The organism is Bacillus sp. DJP31 (genome assembly GCF_049310945.1).
GTDB lineage: Bacteria > Bacillota > Bacilli > Bacillales > SA4 > Bacillus_BS.
This window is the reverse complement of sequence record NZ_JBMERO010000029.1, coordinates 26,768-45,221: the sequence shown is the minus strand read 5'-3', so window position 1 is coordinate 45,221 and position 18,454 is coordinate 26,768. Positions and strand designations below refer to the sequence as shown.

The following is an 18,454-nucleotide window of genomic DNA, read 5'->3' as shown; positions in this document are numbered from 1 at the left end:
ATAATAAGGTGAATGAACTCTTACTGTTTTCTGCCTGCTTAATCGCATATTCTAAGTCTAATTTAAAACTACTTCGGTTCAATAACTCCGTAAGTGAATCTTTATAAGCCAATTCTCGATATTCCATCATTAGCTTCTTATTCTTTTGGGTGATATAAAGGTGCTTTCCAATAATCAGGAAGAAGACTAGTCCTAAACCTACTCCAAGGGTATTGATCTGCCATTTATTGCTGTGAAACTCCAGCACGAACAAAAGTATCGTCGTGATATAAGGAAAGATAGATACCTTATCATCAATAATAGCCTTTATTTCAATCAATCCTTGCTTATTTTTTCGAGCAAACAAACCGGCAAAGCCGATCAATAACTTCAGTGTCAATATTGAATTGACAACCTTCAGGCATACTTTGTTCAATTAATCGAGGCTCTGGTACGCCAACATATGTTGGATTGAAGACGCCCCATTTTATATCAGCATTTCGATAGTTACCAATCAAATCAATAATGACGCAGTGGTCTTTTCCATCGGTAATACGTAACCCACGTCCAATTTGTTGAGTAAAGACTGCAAGCGACTCAGTAGGTCGAACAAACAGTAATGTATCGACACGTGGTATATCAACGCCTTCATTGAATAGATCCACAGTAAAGATAATATCAAGTTTTCCAGTATTCAACTGGTCACGTGCAGCAAGACGTTCTTCATTTGGTGTATTGCCATTTAATGAAATAGAACGAAATCCAGCTTGTTGGAAGTGACGATTCAGGAAGTCAGCTTGTCTGATGGAAGAACAGAATGCTATGGTTCTTGATTGCTTATGATCTATCCATTCCTGCAAGATTTTCTCTGCCATCTCTGTGCGTAATTGCACCCTAGCCAATTCTTCTTCATCATAACGAGTACCAAGCCAGCGTATCTGCGAGTAATCCGTATCGTCATAAATCCCGTGGTAACGGAAGGGGGCAAGCCATTGATTCTTGATGGCATCGAGAAAATGAATAGAAATTGCAACGTTCCCATCACAAAGCCCAAAAACATCTTTATTATCAAGACGATAAGGTGTAGCTGTGATCCCTAAAAGAAATCTTGGTTTGAAGTATTCCAAAATACGCATGTAGCTTGGTGCGCTCGCATGATGGAATTCATCCACAACAATCAAATCAAATGTATCTGGTTTAAAGCGGGATAGATGGTGCTGTTGATTTAAGGTCTGAACAGAAGCAAAGACGAAATTTGAATCCAGCTTTTGATCTTTAGCATTGTAAAAACCAGTAGATGTATCAGGATGTACATGTTTAAAGGAATGTTGGGCTTGAATTAAAATTTCTTCACGATGAGCAACAAACAGAACCCGTTTAAAGTCTTCTGCGAAGAAAGCGGCTAAATAAGTCTTGCCGAGCCCGGTTGCCATAACGGCTAGAGCCTTATCGTAATCGTCTTTTATAGAATCCTTTAAGGCCTGTAAAGCTAAGACTTGTGCAGGACGAGGGAGTAGTTCTTCTTGAACAATGTATGGCTCTTTTGTTTCAACTACTACCGGTTGATCCACTGAAGTTCCATACATGACTTCTTGTTCCTCTTGTTCAGACCATGCCTGACTAAAAGGTCTTTGTATATTATGTATATCAAATTGTTCACGATAAAGAGCTAATGTTTCCTCATTTAATGGTATGGTACGTTCTTCATAAAACTGCTTCATAAATTCTTCTGCAGCCACGTCAAAAAGAGATTCTTCTAAAGGTGTAGGAACATGTAAACTCCACTCTATTCCGCCAGTCAAAGCAGACTTGGATAAATTAGACGAACCGACGATCACATGGTTTTTATCGTTGCCTCTAAATAAATAGGCTTTCGGATGAAAGGATTGTCCTGCACTACGGAATAACCGCAGCTCAATACCAGGAAGCTCCCTTAGAAGTAGCTCCAGTGCATCAGGTTGGGTAATGTACAAATAATCACCAACAAGCATTTTAATCTCGCAACCACGCGCAGAAGCTGCTTTTAACTGTGGCAACACAAGTTTCACACCGGATGTCACCATTTCCAAATTACTAAAAGGTTATTATCCTTTTTATCTGTGTGACGAAGTCAAAAGATTGCTAGAAAGCATTCCTCTTTCTTTGAGGTCGACATATGGGAGGAGGGCATTCCGAATCAGTAGATTTAATCTATAAATCATTGTTTTTATAGCCTATTCGGTATATGCAGTAAAGCATATTTGTTATGAATCGGAAATTTAAACCTCGAACTTTGAATGTGTTTGAGACTAAACCCTCGCTCCAAAAAAATGTTTAGATCTGATTGTATGAAAATGAAACTGAACCCATTCCTACTTCCTTTTCCATAGAAACCAAATAGTTTATTTTGAATCCAAATAAAGAGCCTAAATAATTTAGGCTCTTTGAATTTTATTTCTTTCTTATGAACTAACCTGCTGGGTTAATTCATAAGAAAAAGGGGGTACTTTATAGTTTCAGCTAAGCACTCCGTTATTTTAAGTGTATTATTCTAAATATTCACTTTACTTACCTATAAAATAAACAGTGAAAATTAATCCATTCATTACTAATGCTGCTAAAGGAATTAGGGTGAAAAATGCAGAAATAACTAATTCTCTCTTGATTCTATTTGAATTAGCTTTAACAATACTAAATAACGAAGTTAAAATTAAAATAAATACAGTTATAGTGCTAACTAACAAGATGCTTCGATTCAATTCACCAGTTACATTTGCAATATCTTCCACGAAAAATACTGCTATTAGCCCTACAATCCCCAATATAAATGAAACTATAAACCATTTCATGAATTTATCTATTTTGATCACCCCCTAAACAGTTCTTTTCTTAATTATTGATGTAAAGTACATCTTACCTTCTTATACTAATCTACCCCTTTAGCTATCTATGTAGCTTAAAAATAATAGCTACATCACAGAAAATGAAAGAATATTAATCTCGAGTTGAATAACTATATTTTTTTTATTTTACCTTTTCAAAAAGAATCCTTTTTCATTTTCTTATTTAACATATCCTGATTGAACCGCTGAGTTAGTATAGTCTCTCTCCACAAGGACACTTGTTTAATTCTACTTAAATTAAATTAAACTTTTTTTTCTAAAATCAAATCCGTTGGAGTTTTATTATTTTCATTTAGATAAATGGTTTCAATTAATTCAAATTTTTGATTTAGTTTTTGAACTTGGAATTTTTTGGTTGCAAAATCTCCAGATAGTAAGTAAAAAACTCTTTTCTTTTCGTCGTATTCAAAATCAATAAGTGTCTGATCATTCTTATATTCGACTTTTATGTTTTTTGAGTTATCTATAGATATGATTGAATAGTTATTTAAAATTATGTTATAGCCATCTATTTTTAAAATTTTGCTTACCCATATAACTGGAATATCAGATTTAATAATTAGCTTTGATTCAAAATTTTTAATATTTAAAGAGTAGGTTGTTAAATCTTTTTTAACTTCACTAGAATTACCATAAATTTCAATTGTATCGCCAAATTTTTCCATGTGGAAACCAAAAGTAAGTTCTTCCATTTCAGTAAAATGTAACGTTTCTAAGGTTGTCAAATTAAACACATATACTCCAACAGTTCTATTTTGTTCTAAATCATATTTATTTGCTAAAACATAGATTAAATTATTAATAATTATAAAATTCCTTGCATAACCATCTGTCTTGATACTTTGATTTGTCACATTATAATTGTTGTCATAGACTTGTAATTGGAAAGAATTTATTCCTTCATTATGTAAAGCAAAATTTTTGTTGTTAAATTTTTCAATTTGTAACGGATTTTTTTTAATTTTAAAATTTTTAACTTTTTGATTAGCTATTGTGATTAATTCATTTCCGTATTTATTAAACATTACTTTTTCATTTTTATTATTATTTATAATCTCTACACCGCCTATTTGATAGACGTCTTTATTTACTAAATGGTTGCCTCTATAGGTATATATTTCTGTAATATCGTTAACATAGTCCGTTGCTAGAACCTTAAAACTTGGTTTTGAATCAAATGCAAGCAACACAACAACAATTGTAGATACTACTATTGATAACACTAACATTTTAATTTTCAATTTTATTTCCTCTCAGTTATACCACAAGTTTTTTAAAAATTGCACAAAGTAATCCATAATTGGTTTACTTTATGCAATTAAATATAAATATTCGTTTTAATAGAATACTGTAGTTAATGGTGAGTCTAAAATATCACCTGGAGTTACGTGAGTTCCACGCGTTTCAAGATTTCTGCCTTCAAGATCAAAACCTTGTCCGTACCAAGCGCGCCAGACAAGTTTACTACAGTACCACTCATCTGTAGTCCATCTCCCACTGTATATGTTGTATCCTTCGCCTAACTGGGCTATAGCATAATTTACTGCATTCGTTTTATTTGTACTAGTAGCACCTGAAACTCTCATCCCTTTAATTTGTGTATATCTTTCTTTCCAGTTATTATCACGGTACGCTACATCTCCACCTGGATTATCTGGATGTGATTCTATTAAGATATAAGTATCTTTTACTAAAGCAACATGATCTGTTATTGAATCTAGAGCTATAAGAATGTCACCTTTGCTTCCTATTCCCGTATAACCAGGATCCACCCCAAAGGTTCCCACTTCTTCTTTTCCGTTGCTATTCAAAACTTCCACATTATGTTTTCCCCACATTTGTCTTAATTCAGCTCTTTGTTCAGCTTCAATGTTTTTTGAATCCGAACGATTCATATTTTCTGACGAACTTGAAGATGTTGCTAAGACAGGTTGAGCAGATAATAAAATAATTAGCGCTAATGGTCCAAGGCTTTTTACAACTTTCACAATAATTCCCCCTAATAATAAGTTTTATTTTGTAATAGCTATTACTACATAATTGTAGATTAATAATCTTTTTACGAATAGAGTGTAAAAGTTGAGAAAATTTTAAAAATTAAGTCGCGAAATAACTCAAAACTAAATCTATATAGGAAAATTTTCACGAAAAATCTATTTGTCATATATCTAACATCCTTAACACTTACAGGTCATACCTTGAAGGTGTTCCCCAACCAATTGAGCCACTTCAGGTCCTGTTAAATCATCTATTTTAATCTCCAAAATAATCACTCCCTGGAATCTATCGTTTAATTGCAACAGTTACAGATAAATAGATAAATCGTCAATCCCTGCATACTGCACTTTGTTCTTAATTTTCTCCTGTTAGTCATCTAAAGTAAATCTTTGCCACTCCTCTAATTGATTTAAATCCCACTTTTGAATAAATAATTGATACAAAAAGATTTCTCTCAGTTTTAGAAATATAGGGATTTGTTTAATCATTTCTGGTTGAATCATCTTTTCTGCCTGATACCCTGCAAAAAAACAGCTATAAAACGTCTTGGTGAATCTATCGACATTTACATTGTAAGTTTTATTCTGCCAGTATGCGTGATAGAAGGCTACCGCAATATCTTGGGCAAACCAATTATATGAACATTCATCAAAGTCAATTGTTGTTATCGTTCCCTCTTTAATAATTAGGTTCCCTTGATGAAAATCATTATGGATTAGCCCATATGTCTCAGGGGTGATGTCGAAATGACAAAGACTGATCATCAAATTATCGTATTCTTCCCTTATCCATGGTGCTACCCTCCCCCTAATACCCAAGACATCCGTATTTTCTATGGACCATACAGGTCTATGTACTTCATCCAGATGAAATATTTTGGATAAAGCATGCATTCTACCCAAAATCATCCCCCACTGCTCAAAATTTTCTTCATTCCAGTGAAGTTTGTTAGTTACATCAATCTGTTCACCTTAGATAAATGTAAAATATGCTCTGACCCGTCCATCTTCTTTTTCTAAAGTCATGTCGGGTTTGGATACTGCAAAACCTTACTCATATAAGAAATTCATCCATTCAATTTCTTGATATACCATTTCCATTGTTTTTTCATTATTGGAAAGCCTAACAACCTTTCCTGTCTCCTTGATATGAAACACATCGTTATGAAAACCACCACTTAAACTAGTACGATTTTCATCCATCTTGCTTTTCATCCTTAACACTCAACTTTCATAATAATTTTTCTAAAGGTTTGCCAGGATCTATCTAACAAACTCCCAAAACCATCTCAATCAACTTCTTATGAGCATTCGACAGCCATTTGTTTTTGTGATGAGAGATTTGCGCATAGAAAGTAGGGTTTTCACAACTTGATTCTATGACTTTCAGTTTTCCGTCTCGCAACAGTGCTTCTACACTTATGAATGGCATCAAGCTAATTCCTAATCCACTTACAACACACTGTTTGATGGCTTCCATACTAGTAAAATCTAAATGATTAAGAGTATTGATTCGCTTCTCAATAAGGTACCCTTCGAAAAATTTTCGTAACCCACAATTAAGATCCGCCGTAAAAATAATACACTCCCCGTCCGCCTCCTCTATTTTATTCAAGGAATGGTTTCTTTCCCCAATAAATACTAAGCGTTCTTCCGACCAAATGGCTGTCGTTAGTTGAGAGTCATTTACAATAGTAGGTTCTAAGGTTATCGCAATATCTAATTCTCCTGTATGAAGTCTCTCTCGAAGCGGAATACAATTATCATTAATTAGGGTAATCGTGACCTCTGGATAAAGCTTTTTATACGTTGATATCACTGATCCTAACCTGTATATGGTCATCGTTTCGGATGCACCAATACGAATTTCACCCTTCATTGTATGATCGTCTGATGAAATATGTTGGATCTTTGAATAGACCGCTAGTAATTCATCTGTATATCGATAAAGTTCCTTCCCCATCATCGTTAATTCTATTTGTTTTCCCAATCGGTCAAATAAAGGAAACCCAATCTCCTCTTCAAGCTGCTGAATATGAGAAGTGATGGATGCTTGTGAGTACTGAAGGGTTTGAGCGGCTTTGGTAAAGCTATTTAAATCGGCTACTGTCTTAAAAGATTGAAGTTGACGGATTTCGATTGTAATCCCCCCTTAAAATGTTACCATCAGAAAATGTTACCATCAGAAATTCTGAACATCATATTTAGTTATTTCAATTTTACTAATGTTTAATTTTAACATACAATTCTAGTAAGGAGCTGATTAAAAATATGAAAAAAGTTTGTTTACTTTTACCAAATGGATTTGAAGCAGTTGAGGCAAGCGTGTTTACAGATGTGTTTGGATGGAACCAAGAAGAAGGCGATGGTTCCACTGAACTCATTACAGTTGGAACTCACAAAGAACTAAAATGCACTTGGAATTTTACTATCCTTCCTGAACGGGTACTCTCAGAGGTAACCGCCGATGAGTTTGATGCTTTAGCTATACCAGGTGGGTTTGAGTTTGCTGGGTTTTACGAGAATGCTTTTCGAACTGAGGTGCTTGACTTCATTCGTGAATTCGATAAACAAAGGAAACCCATTGCCTCCATTTGTGTCGCCGCATTAGTGATTGGAAAGAGTGGCGTACTACAAGACAGAAATGCAACGACCTATAATTTAAATGATCGCAAGCGACAGCGACAATTAGCAGAAATGGGAGCCAACGTGATCCCAGATCAACCGATCGTAATCGATAATAATATTATTACTTCCTACAATCCCTCAACCGCATTTGATGTAGCTTTTACACTTCTTGAATTAATGACTTCCAGAGATAATGCAAACGAAGTAAGAAGATTAATGGGATTTAACCCAACAATTTAATGACACTAGGAGGAATTTATATGAAACTATCAACTAACACAGCTTTAATATTGATCGATGTTCAAAATCATTTTGATAATCCGGAACTAGGGAACAGAAATAATCTAAACGCGGAAGAAAACATGGCAACTTTATTACACGTGTGGAGAGAAACAAATCGCCCAATCGTTCACATTCAACACATTAGTAATCCCGCCCTGCCTCATCATCCTGGACGCGATATAAAAGAAATCGTAGCCCCTCTACCAGGAGAACCTGTGATGATCAAAAATGTAAACAGCTCTTTTATCGGTACAAATCTTGAAAATCATTTAAGGGAAGCCAATATTGAAACCCTAGTGATTGTAGTCTTAACAACCGACCATTGTGTTTCCACAACAACAAGAATGGGCAAAAACCTTGGCTTCACTCCATACATTGTATCGGATGCTACCGCTACTTTTGAACGAGTGAGTTTTGACGGAAAGCTCTACAGTGCGGAAGAAATACACACTTTGGCTCTCGTCAGTTTAAGCGATGAATTTGCAACAGTCATTGATACGTTGGGTGTTCTAGAATTGCTAGAAGGTTAATGATTTGGAATTATTAGTTCAACACGTATTTCTTGGTATTACATTAGCCATTTCCATTGGACCAGTTAATTTAGAACTGATTAAGCAGGGAGTGACGAAAGGTTTCGTTCCTTCCTGGCTAGTTGGAATAGGGGCTACGACTGCTGATTTCGTTATTATATGTATCATCTATTTAGGTTTAGGACACTTTTTCACTTCAATACTGCACAGATTATTCTAGGATTTTTTGGTTCAATGATGTTAATTTATATCGGCATTCAGAGCACAAGAAAATAAAAAGACGAATCTAGATCACCACACACCTTCCAATGTAAAAGAAAAGAAATCCTTTACTACTGGTTTTTTTCTTGCCATAGCTAATCCTTTGAATCTCGTATTCTGGACAGGAATTTATGGTTCATTGCTATCCGTAAAAACGACTACCTTCACTTCTCCGTTATGGTTAGTCGTATATATATTTCTAGGAATCTCAATTTCGAACATTACTCTAGCCATCATGTCAGCATTGGGGAAATCCTACGTCAAGCCTTCCAGTCTTAGATTCATATCTAGTACATCAGGTATTATTTTAATCGGCTATGGGGTTTGGATCGGATTTTCAACGATGTCCTCGAATTTACAGATTGATTTACTTTCTTTTCTATCTTAAATAGACTAAAAATAGGAGTGCCAGCCAGCTTCCATTGATTGGTTGGTACGTGGCACTTATTTTCTGTTCTTTATGATGATCCTTCACATTAGGGTAAACTGCATCAAAAACAGCTTCGCGCGCAATAAATGCAGAAGCTGTTTTACCTATTAATTTGAGAATTATCATATTCGAATTGTTTATGCTTAGTCTAGTTTAAGATTTTCAGCAAAATCATAAGGGATAATCTTATTTACCTCTGTATGATTCCAACCATCCTCATCATGGGAAAAATCACTTATCCTTTTAGAACCATAACCATCAAAAAATTCTTGAACTTCATTTAGAACATTCAACTCATGTAACTCAAAAAAATTTGAATCAAATTCCTTTTTTGACTTAATAGTTGTTCGAGTATATTCTTCAAAGTATTCTTCTTCAATCTCAATGTGTCCAGTTTCTTGTAAAGTATCAAGTAACAAGTTATATTTCATTGGTACAGGACCATGTTTATATTTTATATAGGTTAATCCACTTATTGATAGAAGGGATCTTTTAAAGTTCAAAAAGTCTGCATAAAATAAATGTTTTAACAAAACAGTCTTATTAAGACCATCCTGCGTGAAGAATAGAATCATCTGAATGACTTTATCCATTGAAAATGTATTAAATCCTGCTTCAATTGTTTTCTCATACTCATGGTAATATCTTTTAAGAGTATCAATTAAGTTTCGTTGGAAAACCTCAAAATCAAAATCTTGAAAGGCCCTTTCAATTTTTTGTTGTTCTTTTTTAGAAAACTTATGATTACTCTGAAGATAGTAATTTCCTAGCTCTTCCGGATTATCTTTTAGTATTTTTAAAATAGTAATGTGAGAAGATGACGGTACCTTTCCAACTTCATATCTCACAATGGTCGCTTTACTCCAACCAAGTATTTCTGCAAATAGATCCATAGAAAGACCTAACTCAGTTCTGATCGTTTTAATCTCTTCAAAGGATATTCCCATCCGTTCCATATATATCCTTTGAACTTTATGCATAATAGCTCCATCAAGTTGTTCATCAGGTAATTCCGATTCACAATGAGGACAAATGGCTACACTTGCATTTACTTCAATGGACTCTCCTTTATAGGCATATAACTCATTTTTTTTGAATTATGTTGTATGACTGCACCTCCTCCTGGCACATTTCACACCAAATGTTCTTAGACATTAGGATATCTATCCTTCTTACTATTTTATATTAGAATTTTCTTCTTTAACCTAAATTACCAAATTTAACCACCCCTCAGTGATATGATTTTATCCCCAGTCTCTATGAAAAGAAATACAGACACAACCACGTTTATCCGTCTTTAACTTTATGTATGCGTCAAAATTATTTATCTTCCTCTTAAAAACCCACACATCATTACCATCGTCCTTTTACGCCTTTTTAATCTTCATTCTATTTTTCATATATTTTTTGCGCTTATGTTCCCATTTTTGTTTTATGTGAGCGTTTTTTTAGGTTAGTTCATATTCGGTATTATTTGATACCGTATACTCTCATCTTACAAGAACGAATCATTCTTACATGTTATTATTTTTATATTGACATCCACCCCACAACCCATTAAAGTAAGGAATATAAATTTTCTTAATAATTAAATACGTAATCTCTTATCTAGAGAGGCGGAGGGACTGGCCCTATGATGCCCGGCAACCGTTCCATTTCATTATGGAATTGGTGCTAAATCCTGCAAAACATTTATTTGTTTTGACAGATAAGAGAGGAACATCCGATATATTGCGATGAAACCTCTCTTTGAGAGGTTTTTTTACGTTTAAACGCGTGAATCCTCTCCTAATCTAGTAACCACAAAATCAGAAATTAAAGGGAGACAATCAACATGAGAAATTCAATCATTAAAACAGCTTTCACTTCAGCACTAGCATTATCAATACTTTTAACAGGATGTTCGTCAGGTGAAAAGGCAAGTACAAATGAAAAAGTATCCTTTGAAAATGTACCAGAACGATTTGCAAATGGTGAAGGGGCGAAAATTAAGGTGATCCGCAAAATTGGTGGAGATGACCATACGGCTCAATTTTTAGCTGGAGCGAAGGAAGAGGGAGAAGCATTAGGCTTTGAAGTGGATGTGTTCACGGCTAACGGGGATTCAGCTAAGTTCCACGATGCGATTGAGCAAGCTTTAACACAGGATTATGATGGGTTTATTATTTCACACGGTGATGATGCCGCGACGGTTGATGGAGTTAAAAAGCTGACTGAAGCTGGAAAGAGTGTGGTAACTTTTGACTCGAACCCTGACATTGCAACGGTTGAAGGGGTGACGTTGACTTCTCAAAATGATGAAGAGTTAGCCAAATTAGCACTTGATCAATTGGTGAAGGAACATAATGGAGAAGCCAATATCGTGTACTTATGGGTTGATGGATTCCCTCCAATGGTCAGACGTAACGCTGTTTACCAAGATACGCTAAAGAGTAACCCTGGAATCAAAGAAGTTGAGCGTTTCGGTGTGGCGGCTGCTGATACATCTGTCCAAACTCAAAATGCAGTAGCTGCTATGCTAAACAAGCATCCAAAGGGTGAAATTGATGCGATTTTTGCCTCATGGGATGCCTTTGCGATTGGGGCAACACGTGCGATTCAAGAAGCAGGTCGTGACGAGATTAAAATCTATGGAATTGATGTTTCGAATGCAGATCTTCAAGAAATTCAAGCGAACCCAAGTCCATGGAAATACACAGCAGCAGTAGATCCCAAACTAATTGGTGCTGTCAATTTGAGATTACTAGCGAAGAAACTTGCTGGTGAAGAAACGCCCCCAACATATGATTTAGAAGCATCATTAATTTCCCAAGAAGATTTACGTAAATCAGATGGGGCCGTTAACATGGTCAACCTTGCTGACATCGTTGAAGGCTGGGGAACTTCTACTGCTTTTGAAGAAGAGTGGATGAAGGTATTAAAGGATCACTATAAAAAATAGCGTTTACCCGTATCGGGACACTCTCTTTACCTAGTAAAGAGAGTGTCTACTTTTATGAAGGGAGGAAAAAATAATGACGGCTACAGTACTTCGAATGAACAACATCTCCATTGAGTTTCCAGGTGTGAAGGCATTAAACAATGTGGATTTTGTAACAGAGACAGGCAAAGTACATGCCTTAATTGGGGCCAATGGCGCTGGAAAATCTACTCTCATGAAGGTTTTATCTGGGGCATACAGTCACTACAGTGGCGAAATTACTCTTGATGGAAACCTACTTCCCATTCGTACCCCTAAACATGCCCAAGAGTATGGAATTCAAACTGTGTATCAAGAAGTCGATACCGCATTAATTTCGTATCTATCAGTTGGAGAAAACATTATGCTAGGAAAAACGGTAAATGAGAGTAAGCGTAAGCAGTTCATTAACTGGAAGGAACTTCATACAGAAGCAATCAATGTTTTAAAAAGATTGAATATCAACCTATCTTCTAAGAAATTAGTTAGTGAACTAACCCTTGCTGAGAAACAAATGGTGTTAATCGCAAAGTCTATAGCAACAGATTGTAAGTTTCTAATACTTGATGAACCAACTGCCCCTTTAAGCCAAACAGAAACTAAAGAGCTTTTCCGGATTGTGAAAGACTTAAAGAATAGAAACGTAGGCATTATTTTCATCTCTCACCGGCTACCCGAAATTTTTGACATCTGCGATGAGATCACCGTGATGAGGAACGGAGAGTTTGTTTCAAAAGAATTAACATCCGCTACCTCTCAAAATAAAGTTGTTGAACAAATGCTTGGAAAAAAGCTAGAGGAGCAGTTTCCTCCAATTAGCTTTAATATTGGTCAAACGGTGTTGGAAGTGAACAATCTCTATGAATCTTCTAAGCTTAGAAATATTTCCATCACGGCTGCTCAAGGAGAAATTGTCGGGATTGCAGGACTTGTTGGAGCAGGAAAAACTGAACTCTGTAAAACTCTTTTTGGCCTCTCGAACGTTACAGCTGGGGACATCGTTTTGAAAGGGAAAAAGGTAAAACTTAAGAGCCCGTATGAAGCAGTGAGGAATGGACTGGCACTCGTTCCTGAGGAAAGAAGAAAAGAGGGAATACTAGTTACCGAGACTGTTGCTACAAACTTAACAGCTGCGAATTTAGGGAAGTTCACCAAAGCGTTTGGTTTTTTAGACAGGAAATCAGAACAGAAGGAAGCCGTTGAACTCATTAACAGCCTTGGAATTAAAACACCCTCCGCAGATACACTCGTCCAAAATCTCTCTGGTGGAAATCAGCAAAAAATTGCGATTGGAAAATGGTTGATCACGGAAGCTGATGTGTACATCTTTGACGAGCCAACAAAAGGTGTGGATGTTGGGGCGAAAAAGGATATCTTTGAGTTAATTGTTGCCTTAGCAGATCGAGGAAAGGCAATCCTTTATGCATCCTCTGAAACATCAGAAATCATGGGCATCACCAATCGTATGTATGTGTTATATGACGGACAAATTGCACGTGAGCTAGCGACATCAGAGACGAACGAAGAAGAAATATTATACTACTCAGCAGGAGGCCAGTAGCATGGGCGCATCAATAAACTCGAACTCCATCTTCAATTTTTTATATAAATACGGAACCATCTTAACGATCATTGTGTTGATTGTGGTATTCGCAGTGGCCAACCCCTCTTTTATACAAGGAAACAACATCATCAATATTTTACGATCCATCTCTATCGTCACTATTATCGCAATTGGCATCACGATTTCGCTTTCTGTTAATGGATTTGATTTATCTGTGGGATCCGTTGCCTCCTTATCAAACGCCATTGTTATTTCCATGTTTGTATGGTTCTCACAAAATACATTCATCGCGATTATGGCAGCCATTGCTGCAGCCTTATTAGTTGGAGCGTTAAATTCCATACTGATCGTAAAAGTGAAGATTCCCGATATGCTCCTCACACTTGCGATGATGTTTATTATTCAAGGAATTGCCCTTACCTACACAAGAGGTGCAACCATTTCGCAAAACATGGTTATGCCTGATGGAAGCTTTGCTGAGGGTCTCATCTCTCCACTCTTTGGGAAAATCGGCCAGGTTCCTTGGATTATCATAATCATGATTATAGTCGTTCTCTTCGTACACGTTTTTCTAACGTACACAAAGCACGGTAGGTACATGTATGTCATTGGGGGAAATGCTGAAGCAGCCAAGCTTTCAGGAATTCCAGTTAACAGATACAAAGTAGTTGCCTATCTTATGTCTGCCTTCTTTGCATCCATTGGTGGAATTGTATTAGCATCACGGGTCATGACAGCAGAAATCAATGCAGGATCTCCCTACTTAATGGATTCTGTTGCTGCCGCCTTCATCGGATACTCCGTATTAGGCGCAGGTAAGCCAAACGCATTCGGAACCTTCGTAGGCGCCGTCCTCATTGGAGTCCTTCAAAACGGTCTTGTGATGATGTCTGTCCCTTATTATGCAATGGACATTGTTAAGGGGGGAGTTTTAGCGTTGGCGTTGGGGATTACGTATTATAAGTTGAGATAGGTGCCAGAACCCATCCAGATACTACACTTATAGGTACCTGCACCTTTTTTACAGATGTTTTACACAAAGAGGTAACACCCCTCCATTCTTTGGATGTGTGTTACCTCTTTCTTTGGAATCTAGTGCAACAAGCACCTTCCTTGATCGACTGCTAAATTAATTTTAGACAAAGTCAATTATCTTCCGAAAAACTTTGTGATCATTGGAGCAATACCTGAAACTTGGGTATACATTCCTCTCATTTGAGATGCCGTTGAGGTTATTTTTCCAAAATCAATCTTTCCATCTGATTTTCTGAAATAGGACATTAAGTCCCCCTTATTTTGCCCAACAGGTTTAGGTTGATTTTGTAATGTTGGGCCCCTTCTTGATAGTCCAAGAGGTGCCCTTGCTCCAAATGGAGACCTTCCTGGTGGTCCAAAAGGCGTGTTTGCTCGTGCTCCAAATAGTTGCCTTCGCCCTATTGGATTTTCCGGATATCTAGATAAAAATGGATTCGCTCTTTGCTGCGGGAACATTCATTTTCCTCCTTTTTACGTATTTCTACATAATATGTGTTTCGGAGGTTTTGGAATGGACAAAGCGACCATCTACGTGACAAATTGAAAACTGGTCAACCATAAAACACAAAAAAACCTCACCCAATGGATGAGGTTTCTTCTTACCTATCGTATTTGCCCGTCACCTGTCATTAAAAATTTAATCGTTGTTAGTGCAGGTAAGCCCATTGGTCCTCTGGCGTGAAGCTTTTGGGTGGAGATTCCAATTTCAGCACCGTATCCGAGTGCTCCTCCGTCGGTAAAACGTGTTGAGGCGTTATGATAAAGAGCAGACGCATCTACTAAACTCATAAAATAACGTGCGGTTTCTTTGTTTTCCGTAATAGTCGCTTCAGAATGCTTTGTACCATACTGATCTAGGGACGAGGGGACAGGTTCATTGTCCCACCTCAAATCTGGGACGAGGTGCCTGTCCCCTCGTCCTACAAAAATTTTTATTAATGTAAAAATAATCTAAATTTTGTGTCATTAAATCAAGTTTCATGTTAATATATAACTATCTTGTAAATAAAAGGATAAATTATGAATAAAAAAGGTTGTATTGTTATTTTTATCCATAGTACTATTCTTTGTAGGTGTTTCAAGTAGCTTTTCTACAGAAGCTGTAGCAGCATCAAACTCTGCAAAAAAAGAAGACAAATTTGATATTAATAGTATAGACACAGAAGAAGAAGCCCAAGCTGTTCTAAAAGAGTTAGAAAAATATTTAGTGTATGATGATGAAAACAAAGTGTCATTTAATTAGAAAAAGGCATTAAAGAAAGGTGCATCTATTTCAATATTAGAAATTGGTAGAGAGTTAAACACTATATCAGCTTATAATGCTGATAGATTAGTAGATAATAATAATTCTGATATACAGGCTTTAGGTCTTCCTGTTCATGGTAATTGGTGTGGTCCAGGTCACGGCGGAGGAAAAGCAGTAGATGTATTAGATGCCGCATGTATGATGCATGATAAATGTTATGGTTCTAAAGGCTATTTCACATGTAGTTGTGATGATGTTCTAATAAGAAATATTACATTTGGTTTACCATTTATGACATGGGGAGTAAGAGTTAAGGCTCTAGCAGTTATGGCATATTTTAATATTCAACCGTGCATTAATAGGTAGGTAATAGTAAAATTCATCTTTTAAGGAGCGATATAATTGAATCTCAAGAATCCAGCCTCACGGAGATGGACTATTTTATCAATTACTTGTTTTGTGATAGGAATTATAGTTTGGATTCCTAATCTTGTATTCAATCAATCAGAAAGTTTTTGGTTACTAACATTTATCGTTAATCCATTAGGAATCTTCTTCGGTTATCTTGCAAAAAGTCACTTTGGAATAATATCGAATTCAGTTATGACAGCTAGTTTCTTCTTATTGATGTTCTTTGGATATCTAATTTCGGCTCTCTTTGGATTGAAGCCGTAAGTTTTCTTACTCTGTATCTCCTTTCTTAGGGGATTGAAGTGCCAGACACCTCCATTTAATTGGATTTTGCCTGGCACTATTTTTTTATCTATATGATTAACAGTTGGGAAAAGGTACCACTGTTCATAAAAAAGAAGCATCCCTATACAATTCCTAATACGGTCTAGCTTGTGTAAGAACGCATATTATAGTGTAAGTCTGAGTAACTAATGAAGTCTAGAGGAGCTGAATTGGCTAAATGTTGGTGGCAGCGATCTTATTTATAGTGGGTTATGCATTAATAGAATTACTAGTCTATTTCTTATTAATCTTAAATATTGAAGGGATCAGGAATAAGAAGATTGGCTCTTTATACAATTATGCAAAAATGAAGTTAGGGAAGAGATTTTAAGGCAAAGGGTAGAGGGGACAGGTACAGTGTCCCACTTCCTTAACCTTCCAATGTCTTTACAGCCTTTTCAATCGCATATAATACATCCAAGTTCTTGTTATAAATGAAACAAAAATTATTATGAAAAATACAAACATTAAAAAGTTAGTAATATTGAATCTCGTTGGATGATTAAACATATAATCTATTGATGTCCCTATATAAAAGCCATTCATCATTACTATAGGAAGAAACATAAGCGTATAAGCCAGCGCTACCCGCCTAGCTTGTTTTAGGTGAAACATCTTGTCACCGAAAAGAAGTGGTTTATCCGTCCCTTCGGTATATACCTGACTCCATAATGTCCATTTTTGGAATGAGCCCCTGGAGATAAAAACACTTTTCAAGCCTGCCTCTCTGTGTATTTCAAAATAGCCTTCATCCGAGATGTTTTGATAATCTGCGGCATAACTTACTTTCAGGGGGTTGCCAAGAGTAAAGTAGAAAACAGTCCCTATTTAACTGACTCGATGAAGATTAAACCCTTTTTGCTCCATTTTTTCAAGCCACTCTTCCAGCTTATCTGGAGCATACATCCATCCAAATTTTCTTTTTACAACTAATTTGCCTGAACGCTTTAAGTCCTTTTCCTGTTGCTTCCTTAGTTTTTCTTCCTTCTGATTACCAGATTGAGGCTTGGTTTGTTTTTCATTAATCAGCTTCTTCTTCGTTTTATACAATTTACCAATCGAATAGATTGCTAGTAAATAGAGCGCGATGGACATACCCAAAACTGTGTAGGTCAAAATCCACAAAGGACTCTCAACAACTGTCACGAGTACATCTAGAAACTGAGTAGGGATAATCAAAGCCAACATATTAACAGCCATAAATGATAGATAAATGATCGTACCTATGAATATATGGATGATTAGCCGATTACGTTTAATTATGCCTTCACGAACAGAAGAGGTTTTGATTTGTTCATGTGATTTTTCAATCATGATGACATGCCAGTTCCCTCTTTGATACACCTTGCTCCAACCTTCATCTAACTAACGACCTGGACAAAAAATCTCCTACCCTTTTATCGTAAACTAGTCGGTACGTTATCGTTTTGGGCTCGCCCTCTCGAAAGAAAAAGCAACGGGTCCACCGATTTAATTTTACAAAATAGTATCCTTTGCTAGCCATCTCGGCAAGCCAGCCTTCTGTCTTCATTACATCGTAGCTCCAAAAAGGCCGAAATACTTTAATCATAAAAATTCACCTCGTATTTTATTGCATTTTGGTGTAACTCTTTAAGTCTGTTGATCTCGGCAGTGATTAATTTCTTCCCAATATCCGTAACCTCGTATACAGTTTTTCTTTCTTCATCAGCAAATACAGAGATTATTCCATCCTTTTGCATTTTAGTTAGCGTGCCGTAGACAGTTCCCGATCCTAATTTAATTCGTGTTCCTGAAATCTCCTCAACATGCTTAACAATCCCATACCCATGCCGCGGTTCTGATAAGGAAAGAAGTATATAAAAGGCTGTTTCTGTCATAGGCACGTACTTTTTCAGCACTTTTTCAATGTCCAATACAAGACCACCTCTTTCTGTATTGATTTAT

At 36.2% G+C, this 18,454-nt stretch carries 20 protein-coding genes, 4 pseudogenes and 1 riboswitch; of the genes and pseudogenes, 8 read left to right on the top strand and 16 right to left on the bottom strand.

Going from position 1 to position 18,454, the window contains the following annotated elements; all coding sequences use genetic code 11:
* From ACOI1C_RS19140 to ACOI1C_RS19105, 8 genes and pseudogenes are all read right to left on the bottom strand, one after another.
* Positions 1–379 (bottom strand): annotated as a pseudogene (locus ACOI1C_RS19140) (hypothetical protein); the annotation flags it as partial.
* Positions 327–2,027 carry a DEAD/DEAH box helicase family protein gene (locus tag ACOI1C_RS19135; protein WP_422512178.1) on the bottom strand — a complete coding sequence of 567 codons (1,701 nt, stop codon included), beginning with the start codon at positions 2,025–2,027 and terminating at the stop codon, positions 327–329. The pseudogene ACOI1C_RS19140 and the gene ACOI1C_RS19135, both read right to left, overlap by 53 nt.
* Before the next feature lie 495 nt (positions 2,028–2,522).
* Positions 2,523–2,747 carry a hypothetical protein gene (locus ACOI1C_RS19130; protein WP_422512177.1) on the bottom strand — a complete coding sequence of 75 codons (225 nt, stop codon included), beginning with the start codon at positions 2,745–2,747 and terminating at the stop codon, positions 2,523–2,525.
* A 356-nt stretch (positions 2,748–3,103) separates the two neighbouring features.
* The gene (locus ACOI1C_RS19125; protein ID WP_422512176.1) at positions 3,104–4,102 is read right to left on the bottom strand and encodes a hypothetical protein; all 999 of its coding nucleotides are present in this window, start codon (positions 4,100–4,102) and stop codon (positions 3,104–3,106) included.
* Positions 4,103–4,198: 96 nt separating this feature from the next.
* Positions 4,199–4,849: a YiiX/YebB-like N1pC/P60 family cysteine hydrolase gene (locus ACOI1C_RS19120; RefSeq protein WP_422512175.1), complete on the bottom strand. Its 651-nt coding sequence runs from the start codon at positions 4,847–4,849 to the stop codon at positions 4,199–4,201.
* A 378-nt stretch (positions 4,850–5,227) separates the two neighbouring features.
* Positions 5,228–5,821, bottom strand: a complete 594-nt coding sequence (locus tag ACOI1C_RS19115; protein WP_422512184.1) for a phosphotransferase enzyme family protein — start codon at positions 5,819–5,821, stop codon at positions 5,228–5,230.
* Between the two features lie 87 nt (positions 5,822–5,908).
* Positions 5,909–6,061, bottom strand: coding sequence for a hypothetical protein (locus ACOI1C_RS19110; RefSeq protein ID WP_422512174.1), 153 nt, complete (start codon positions 6,059–6,061; stop codon positions 5,909–5,911).
* 64 nt (positions 6,062–6,125) lie between these two features.
* Entirely contained in the window at positions 6,126–6,992 is an 867-nt protein-coding gene (locus ACOI1C_RS19105) for a LysR family transcriptional regulator (RefSeq protein WP_422512183.1), read from the bottom strand.
* 137 nt (positions 6,993–7,129) lie between these two features.
* On the opposite strand from ACOI1C_RS19105, the gene ACOI1C_RS19100 reads away from it, so the two are divergent.
* The 3 genes and pseudogenes from ACOI1C_RS19100 to ACOI1C_RS19090 all read left to right on the top strand — a co-directional run bounded on the left by ACOI1C_RS19100 (position 7,130) and on the right by ACOI1C_RS19090 (position 8,947).
* Positions 7,130–7,726, top strand: a complete 597-nt coding sequence (locus ACOI1C_RS19100; RefSeq protein ID WP_422512173.1) for a DJ-1/PfpI family protein — start codon at positions 7,130–7,132, stop codon at positions 7,724–7,726.
* A gap of 20 nt (positions 7,727–7,746) precedes the next feature.
* Positions 7,747–8,298 (top strand): cysteine hydrolase family protein, encoded by a 552-nt coding sequence (locus ACOI1C_RS19095; RefSeq protein ID WP_422512172.1) that lies wholly within the window; start codon positions 7,747–7,749, stop codon positions 8,296–8,298.
* 4 nt (positions 8,299–8,302) lie between these two features.
* Positions 8,303–8,947, top strand: a pseudogene (locus tag ACOI1C_RS19090) (LysE family translocator).
* Here ACOI1C_RS19090 and ACOI1C_RS19085 read toward each other — a convergent pair.
* The 3 genes and pseudogenes from ACOI1C_RS19085 to ACOI1C_RS19075 form a co-directional block, all read right to left on the bottom strand.
* Positions 8,939–9,115, bottom strand: coding sequence for a hypothetical protein (locus ACOI1C_RS19085; protein WP_422512171.1), 177 nt, complete (start codon positions 9,113–9,115; stop codon positions 8,939–8,941). The pseudogene ACOI1C_RS19090 and the gene ACOI1C_RS19085 overlap by 9 nt on opposite strands.
* Before the next feature lie 17 nt (positions 9,116–9,132).
* On the bottom strand, positions 9,133–9,783 hold the full coding sequence (locus ACOI1C_RS19080; protein ID WP_422512182.1) for a Panacea domain-containing protein: 651 nt from the start codon (positions 9,781–9,783) through the stop codon (positions 9,133–9,135).
* Positions 9,769–10,068: pseudogene (locus tag ACOI1C_RS19075) on the bottom strand (type II TA system antitoxin MqsA family protein); the annotation flags it as partial. The pseudogene ACOI1C_RS19075 and the gene ACOI1C_RS19080, both read right to left, overlap by 15 nt.
* A gap of 522 nt (positions 10,069–10,590) precedes the next feature.
* Positions 10,591–10,704: riboswitch (SAM riboswitch) on the top strand.
* Between the two features lie 119 nt (positions 10,705–10,823).
* On the opposite strand from ACOI1C_RS19075, the gene ACOI1C_RS19070 reads away from it, so the two are divergent.
* The 3 genes from ACOI1C_RS19070 (at position 10,824) to ACOI1C_RS19060 (ending at position 14,485) form a co-directional block, all read left to right on the top strand.
* The gene (locus ACOI1C_RS19070; protein WP_422512170.1) at positions 10,824–11,930 is read left to right on the top strand and encodes a sugar ABC transporter substrate-binding protein; all 1,107 of its coding nucleotides are present in this window, start codon (positions 10,824–10,826) and stop codon (positions 11,928–11,930) included.
* Between the two features lie 73 nt (positions 11,931–12,003).
* Positions 12,004–13,509 (top strand): sugar ABC transporter ATP-binding protein, encoded by a 1,506-nt coding sequence (locus tag ACOI1C_RS19065; protein ID WP_422512169.1) that lies wholly within the window; start codon positions 12,004–12,006, stop codon positions 13,507–13,509.
* A gap of 1 nt (position 13,510) precedes the next feature.
* Positions 13,511–14,485, top strand: coding sequence for an ABC transporter permease (locus tag ACOI1C_RS19060; RefSeq protein ID WP_422512168.1), 975 nt, complete (start codon positions 13,511–13,513; stop codon positions 14,483–14,485).
* Between the two features lie 176 nt (positions 14,486–14,661).
* On the opposite strand, the gene ACOI1C_RS19055 is transcribed toward ACOI1C_RS19060, so the two are convergent.
* Together ACOI1C_RS19055 and proA are read right to left on the bottom strand one after the other, a co-directional pair.
* Positions 14,662–15,003: a YppG family protein gene (locus tag ACOI1C_RS19055; protein ID WP_422512167.1), complete on the bottom strand. Its 342-nt coding sequence runs from the start codon at positions 15,001–15,003 to the stop codon at positions 14,662–14,664.
* Between the two features lie 147 nt (positions 15,004–15,150).
* A pseudogene (gene proA / locus ACOI1C_RS19050) lies at positions 15,151–15,405 on the bottom strand (gamma-glutamyl-phosphate reductase); the annotation flags it as partial.
* A gap of 181 nt (positions 15,406–15,586) precedes the next feature.
* Between proA and ACOI1C_RS19045 the strand changes: the two are divergent.
* Positions 15,587–15,790 carry a hypothetical protein gene (locus tag ACOI1C_RS19045; RefSeq protein WP_422512166.1) on the top strand — a complete coding sequence of 68 codons (204 nt, stop codon included), beginning with the start codon at positions 15,587–15,589 and terminating at the stop codon, positions 15,788–15,790.
* A 405-nt stretch (positions 15,791–16,195) separates the two neighbouring features.
* Entirely contained in the window at positions 16,196–16,468 is a 273-nt protein-coding gene (locus ACOI1C_RS19040; protein WP_422512165.1) for a hypothetical protein, read from the top strand.
* Positions 16,469–17,356: 888 nt separating this feature from the next.
* Here the strand turns inward: ACOI1C_RS19040 and ACOI1C_RS19035 are convergent.
* Genes ACOI1C_RS19035 through ACOI1C_RS19025 form a run of 3 tightly spaced genes read right to left on the bottom strand, consistent with a single transcriptional unit; the run spans position 17,357 to position 18,423 of the window.
* On the bottom strand, positions 17,357–17,872 hold the full coding sequence (locus tag ACOI1C_RS19035; protein WP_422512164.1) for a hypothetical protein: 516 nt from the start codon (positions 17,870–17,872) through the stop codon (positions 17,357–17,359).
* A gap of 13 nt (positions 17,873–17,885) precedes the next feature.
* Positions 17,886–18,032, bottom strand: coding sequence for a hypothetical protein (locus tag ACOI1C_RS19030; protein WP_422512181.1), 147 nt, complete (start codon positions 18,030–18,032; stop codon positions 17,886–17,888).
* 58 nt (positions 18,033–18,090) lie between these two features.
* Complete coding sequence (locus tag ACOI1C_RS19025; RefSeq protein ID WP_422512163.1) at positions 18,091–18,423, bottom strand: PadR family transcriptional regulator; 333 nt, start codon at positions 18,421–18,423, stop codon at positions 18,091–18,093.
* Between the last annotated feature and the right edge of the window lie 31 nt (positions 18,424–18,454).

Bases quoted from the DNA above. Each gene is read 5' to 3' on its own strand.
- ACOI1C_RS19110 (WP_422512174.1), bottom strand. From the start codon at position 6,061: ATGGATGAAAATCGTACTAGTTTAAGTGGTGGTTTTCATAACGATGTG.
- ACOI1C_RS19100 (WP_422512173.1), top strand. From the start codon at position 7,130: ATGAAAAAAGTTTGTTTACTTTTACCAAATGGATTTGAAGCAGTTGAG.
- ACOI1C_RS19095 (WP_422512172.1), top strand. From the start codon at position 7,747: ATGAAACTATCAACTAACACAGCTTTAATATTGATCGATGTTCAAAAT.
- ACOI1C_RS19085 (WP_422512171.1), bottom strand. From the start codon at position 9,115: ATGATAATTCTCAAATTAATAGGTAAAACAGCTTCTGCATTTATTGCG.
- ACOI1C_RS19070 (WP_422512170.1), top strand. From the start codon at position 10,824: ATGAGAAATTCAATCATTAAAACAGCTTTCACTTCAGCACTAGCATTA.
- ACOI1C_RS19065 (WP_422512169.1), top strand. From the start codon at position 12,004: ATGACGGCTACAGTACTTCGAATGAACAACATCTCCATTGAGTTTCCA.
- ACOI1C_RS19060 (WP_422512168.1), top strand. From the start codon at position 13,511: ATGGGCGCATCAATAAACTCGAACTCCATCTTCAATTTTTTATATAAA.
- ACOI1C_RS19055 (WP_422512167.1), bottom strand. From the start codon at position 15,003: ATGTTCCCGCAGCAAAGAGCGAATCCATTTTTATCTAGATATCCGGAA.
- ACOI1C_RS19030 (WP_422512181.1), bottom strand. From the start codon at position 18,032: ATGGCTAGCAAAGGATACTATTTTGTAAAATTAAATCGGTGGACCCGT.